The 5,079-nt window shown below is 60.7% G+C and carries 3 protein-coding genes; 1 reads left to right on the forward strand and 2 read right to left on the reverse strand.

The annotated features are described in order from the left end of the window. Positions 1-793 precede the first annotated feature (793 nt). Positions 794-988 (reverse strand): YlcI/YnfO family protein, encoded by a 195-nt coding sequence (locus P0D73_RS45865; protein WP_408436309.1) that lies wholly within the window; start codon positions 986-988, stop codon positions 794-796. Positions 989-1,385: 397 nt separating this feature from the next. Here P0D73_RS45865 and P0D73_RS45870 point away from each other — a divergent pair, with 397 nt between their 5' ends. Further along, positions 1,386-3,140, forward strand: a complete 1,755-nt coding sequence (locus P0D73_RS45870; RefSeq protein WP_408321179.1) for a site-specific integrase — start codon at positions 1,386-1,388, stop codon at positions 3,138-3,140. 1,247 nt (positions 3,141-4,387) lie between these two features. On the opposite strand, the gene P0D73_RS45875 is transcribed toward P0D73_RS45870, so the two are convergent. Then, positions 4,388-4,783: a hypothetical protein gene (locus tag P0D73_RS45875; RefSeq protein ID WP_408321178.1), complete on the reverse strand. Its 396-nt coding sequence runs from the start codon at positions 4,781-4,783 to the stop codon at positions 4,388-4,390. Positions 4,784-5,079: the final 296 nt, after the last annotated feature.

Genomic DNA, 5,079 nt, shown 5'->3' on the forward strand with positions numbered 1-5,079 from the left:
TATCGGCTGGGCGAAATATCGTGCGTCGAGCGTAGTGGGAACGGGCGAACGGTCAACGACCGCAATGCCTGTACCTGCTGTACCGCCCAAGGTTCAAGCCGTCGCCCGGCGCGCTCCCAGGCGGCAAGGATCCGCGGCCAATTTGTTGAACGGCTCCATCTTTCATGATCGCCTTCGTGATGAACGAGTCGATTGTCAGCCGCACCGCTACCTGCTCGTCACCTTGCCGCTGCGACGGCCTCCGCTCCCCGCTTGTCACTGCTCATGCAACGTTGGCCCTCCCCTACCCGGCTGCCACCGTGCATCGACACACTTACGCTAGATCCCGCTGAATCCGCCCTGCCGATTAAGTCACGTCGTCCGCGCTGGCCATAAACGCCGGATACATGGCACGGCGTGAACGATTCTTGGGAGACCCGCGCAGTTTTGATAACTGCCAACTATCAGAACTGCATTTAATGGCTTAAATCCGTGGTTATCCGATCAGACCTCAAGCTCCGCGGTCCGAACGGCGCAAGCCGCAGCGGAACCCAGTCAGCCGAGCTCCGTGTGTTCCGCGTCTTCTGTTAGGCATACCGGGCGTGCCGCGTGACGTCCCGCCCCATCACACCGGTTCGGTCGCCAGTACGGATTCTTCGGCGCCAGAGATCGGCCGTGACCGCTATGCGCCGTCCAGTTTGATGGAGCGGGTGGTGCCGGAGGGAAGGAGTAAAAAAGCGCGTAAAAACCGCAGTGTCCGTGTCCGCAGACGCCGTTAAAGCACCAATAATTACGCATCCGTTGCGGCCCCTGCTCACCGGTCACGAATCGAATTGTCGAACAGATCAAAGATTGTGCCATGCTGCTGTGCGGGTAGATTCCCGCTGCGGACCTGCGCAACCACTTCCCGCGGCAGCCAGGCGTCTTCCATCGCGTGGATGCCCTTCTCGATCAACTGCTTGAGAAAAAACGACTCGCTGCGCCCTGTGGTTTCCGCCAGCAGTCTCAATCGCTGTTCGATTGTCGGCTCGACGCGTAGCGCGATGACCTGTGACCCGTTCCCTGACTTCCTTCTCAACCTCTACTCCCGAATGGACTCATGCGTAGCCGACGGCGCATTCGCGCGCTGTTTTATCACAGTCGGACGGGTGACGCGGGGTAAAAAAGATCGCGATCGGGCGGGCCATTACGTCGACGGAGATAGGGTCGCCCACCCCATTTCGATCCCGGCGTCGGGCGGAGTAAGCGAGTTACGTCGGTGTGCCGGAGCGGATTCGCCCGCCCCTCTCTAACGTGCGCGCCGGCGATTTGTAAAGATACGTCTGCCGGAAACGCACCTCAAAACAGTGCTATTGAGATAATCCTTCTTATCACAATAGGTCCGTTTATGTCCTAAACTCACACTCATGAAAACGCGTCACACCCCGAGGCGCCGCGCGCCCTCCTCCAGAAATATCGCACCCGCGTCGTCATTGCCCGACGCCGATGCGCTCGCCGCACTGCGCGGCTGGTACGCGGGCCTGTCTTCGCGCGACACGGTCGAACGCTACCTGCCGCACGTGCTGCTTGTCCCTGGCGCAAGCGCGCGCGGTATTCTCGGCCGGATCCGCCGGCAACTCGCCGCCTTTGCACATGAGCGTAACAGGTCCGACCTGGTCGCATTATTCAGCCACCCGGCCAGCGAACGTACCGAACGAAGCACCGCCGTGCTGCACGCGATCACCCTGCTGCCCGGTCTCGCAGATGCGCAACCGCAGATCACCGACGACATTGGTCAGTGGCTGCGTCCGCGGGCCGTGCGCGTACTGCGCGCCCACGGCATCGTGACGCTCGCCGATCTCACCGTGCGTGTGCCGCGTCGCCGTCAATGGTGGCGTGCCATTGAGGGGCTCGGTGCGGCCACTGCAAGGCAGATCGAAGCTTTCTTCGCCGCCTATCCCAGTCTCACGGAGCGGGCCCGTGCGCTGGTCGCCAGTCAGCGGACCGCCGTGTCCGTGCGAGATGTCGCGCCCCACAATGTCCTCGCACCGTGGGAGTCCATTCACGTGCCACCCGGGGTCGACGGCACCGACGGGACCTTCCGCGCGCCGCGCAGCGCCTGCACACTCGACGCAAACAACGATTACGAGGCGGTGCAGGCCTGGCTCTCGCTGCACGAGGCGCCGACCACGCAACGCGCCTACCGCAAGGAGGCCGAGCGGCTGATTCTCTGGGCAATCGTCGAACGTCACCGGGCGCTCTCGTCGCTGACTACTGAAGACGCGATCGCCTACCGTGCGTTTATCCTCGCGCCCTCGCCACGCAACCGCTGGGTCGGATCACCCCGCCCGCGTCACGCGCCTGACTGGCGCCCGTTTGCCCGTAGTCTCTCGGCGCGCTCGGCGGCCTACGCGCTGTCGGTGCTCGGCGCCCTGTTCCGCTGGCTGATCGAACAACGTTACGTACTGGCCAATCCCTTTGCCGGCGTGAAGGTTCGTGGACGCACGCGGGTGGCACCCCTCGACACGTCGCGCGGCTTCACGGATGGTGAATGGCAGATTGTGCGCTCGCTCGCCGATGGACTCGAATGGTCGTATGGCTGGGAAGCCACCGCTGCGCAGCGCTTACGCTTCGTGCTTGATTTCGCGTACGCGACCGGGTTGCGCGCGGGCGAACTGGTCAGCGCGACACTGGGCGACGTGCTGACCGATGCGAATGGCGATCACTGGCTGCGGCTGATTGGCAAAGGCAGCCGGCCGGGCAAGGTTGCGCTGCCGCCACTCGCGCGGCACGCACTCGAACAGTCGCTGCTGCAGCGCGGCTTGCCGGTGACGCCTGCACGCTGGCAGCCGAAGGTTTCGCTGCTGGCCAGACTGGGCGACGAAACAGACAGTGACGGCATTACCCCTGCGCGGCTGTGGCACGTGATGCGCAGGTTTTTCCACCAGGCGGCCGGACTGATGGAAGCCGACCACGCACCGCTTGCAGAGAAGCTGCGGCGGGCCAGTCCACACTGGATGCGGCATACGCATGCGACGCACGCGCTCGCCCGCGGTGCGGAGCTGACGACCGTGCGCGACAACCTGCGTCATGCATCGATCGCCACGACCTCGATCTATCTGCAGGGCGACGAAGTGAAGCGGGCACGACAGCTCGATGCGGCTTTTGGACAGCGTACGTGAGGGATGTGCCGCACCAGTTGGATCCGAACGGTGAGGATTTTCGGGAGAACATGATCGAGGCGACCTGCCCGGGGCGCGCGGTGAACGTCATACCGTCGTCGCCAGGGTATCAGAGCGTAACGGCAATGCGCGCAGTCCATGAATGCGCGGCCGCCCTAGCGTGCTCATCGAACAGCGCATCTGGAAAATGCCCCCGTCCCCATGCAAAGCATGCAGTTGATTGGCAAGGGTGACGCGCCGCGAATTGACGGTTAGTTGCGTTATTGAAATAGGGTTAACAACAACGTTGATCGTTAGCGCAGGTGTTGCATCAAGCGATCGTGATTAGCGCAGCCGCAGGTCACGGCCTACATATCGCACGAGTCACCGGCTAGTCGCGGAATGGATGTTCATCCAATGGGCGACCGATTTAGCGGGGTTAGCACGCTTCGGACCTACCCGCGACATTTGTCGAAGGTCAATGGTCCCTCATCGGCCAAAGCCGCCGTCCGGATGTTGACGCTGGGATGCCCGCTTTCTGCGGGACAACGGTCGTTTGACAGCAGCCATCGCGAACGACCGCTGTGACATCAACGAATGCGTACTTTCGACCCGTTGCCGACTCTCGCTCAATCGCAAGTATCGGGCAGGTTCCGAAGGTATAACGGCCATTCAGCCGGTCTGCGGAAGCCCTGGGGAGGGAGCAAACATGATCAACATGCATGAACGCCTCGTAGCAAAATTACCCGTGAACCGGAGCGGTAAAATCCCCTGGACGAGGCTAGATTAGTCTGCGATCAAGAATCGAAAAAAATGCCGTGAGGGATTCGACTTAGACCACGAAGCGGCGAGTTTACGGTTGAGAAACTGAAGCACCGAAGCCAGTTATTCGTGCCTCTCAGACTCTATACGCAAGGCGCGTTCACAATCAAAACGGTTTTCTGCACGCGCCGATGATGACAAGGTATTCGCTGTTACATGCGGTTGCGGCTGGAGAGATGTCAAAGATTTACTGCATAACGAAGTCGATTGGCCCGACCCGGAAACGGTCCGACTGTTGGGATCAATGATGCTTTCTGAGGATTTTGACAACAGGATTCGTTGTCGATTCTTCCAATACCGCATGGTGGAGCTGAGATTGATGAACGAAGGCTGGATCTGACCAGCACGACGACGGCAAAGCTGCATCGCCGACCGTCTAGAATTGGACGCATCCGCTCCCGCTTTCCCGCCGCGGAAACACTGCCCGCATCGGCAACGCTCGCGCCTCAGTGAACGGGCCGCAACGGGGACTCCATTCGCGGAATCACTGCGGCCGCTCGCGCCCGGATTCTTACCGCGGAGGAAGTCGTTTTATGTGGATTGGCTGCGCGGTCGTACCCGTTCATTTGTTCATCGATGACAAATTCTGCGACTCTCATCTCGTCCATCGAGTTACCGTCCACGTCGGACCACTCGCGCATCGTGCGATTGACCTTGGTTAGTGCCGCGACAGCAAGTAGTACAGCATCCGTCTCGGTGATCTTGCCTTCAAGATCATCTGCTTCGTAATCCGCAACACGTAGAGCCGCGTCGATTAGATTGCTGTCGTCAATCAAGTCCGTCAAAACCGCGCGAACCACTGTGAGGCATGCATTTTTGCGTGCAAGTGCGATATCTGTCATGAGGCTCTCCAGCGTCGGGATGACTGGTTAGCGAACTTTGGCGTCCGCGTCGTTGAACGAAGCGAACGCTACTGCACCCATCACTGCGACAACCACGGCGACGGCGATACCAGCTGCAAACACAATTTACTCCGCGTTCTCACTCCTGCATACCGGATGCACCACGCGCGCTCGCATGCCAGAATTCAGTGCGCGTGGGCACGCCCCTCTATCCGACCTTCACCTTGTTCTGCAACGGCTGATTCTTTGCGAACGCCGAGACGCTTTCGAGCGTGGTCTCGCAGATGGTTGTCAAT

Source organism: Paraburkholderia sp. RL18-101-BIB-B, from assembly GCF_046026985.1.
GTDB lineage: Bacteria > Pseudomonadota > Gammaproteobacteria > Burkholderiales > Burkholderiaceae > Paraburkholderia.

Bases quoted from the DNA above. Each gene is read 5' to 3' on its own strand.
- P0D73_RS45870 (WP_408321179.1), top strand. From the start codon at position 1,386: ATGAAAACGCGTCACACCCCGAGGCGCCGCGCGCCCTCCTCCAGAAAT.
- P0D73_RS45875 (WP_408321178.1), bottom strand. From the start codon at position 4,783: ATGACAGATATCGCACTTGCACGCAAAAATGCATGCCTCACAGTGGTT.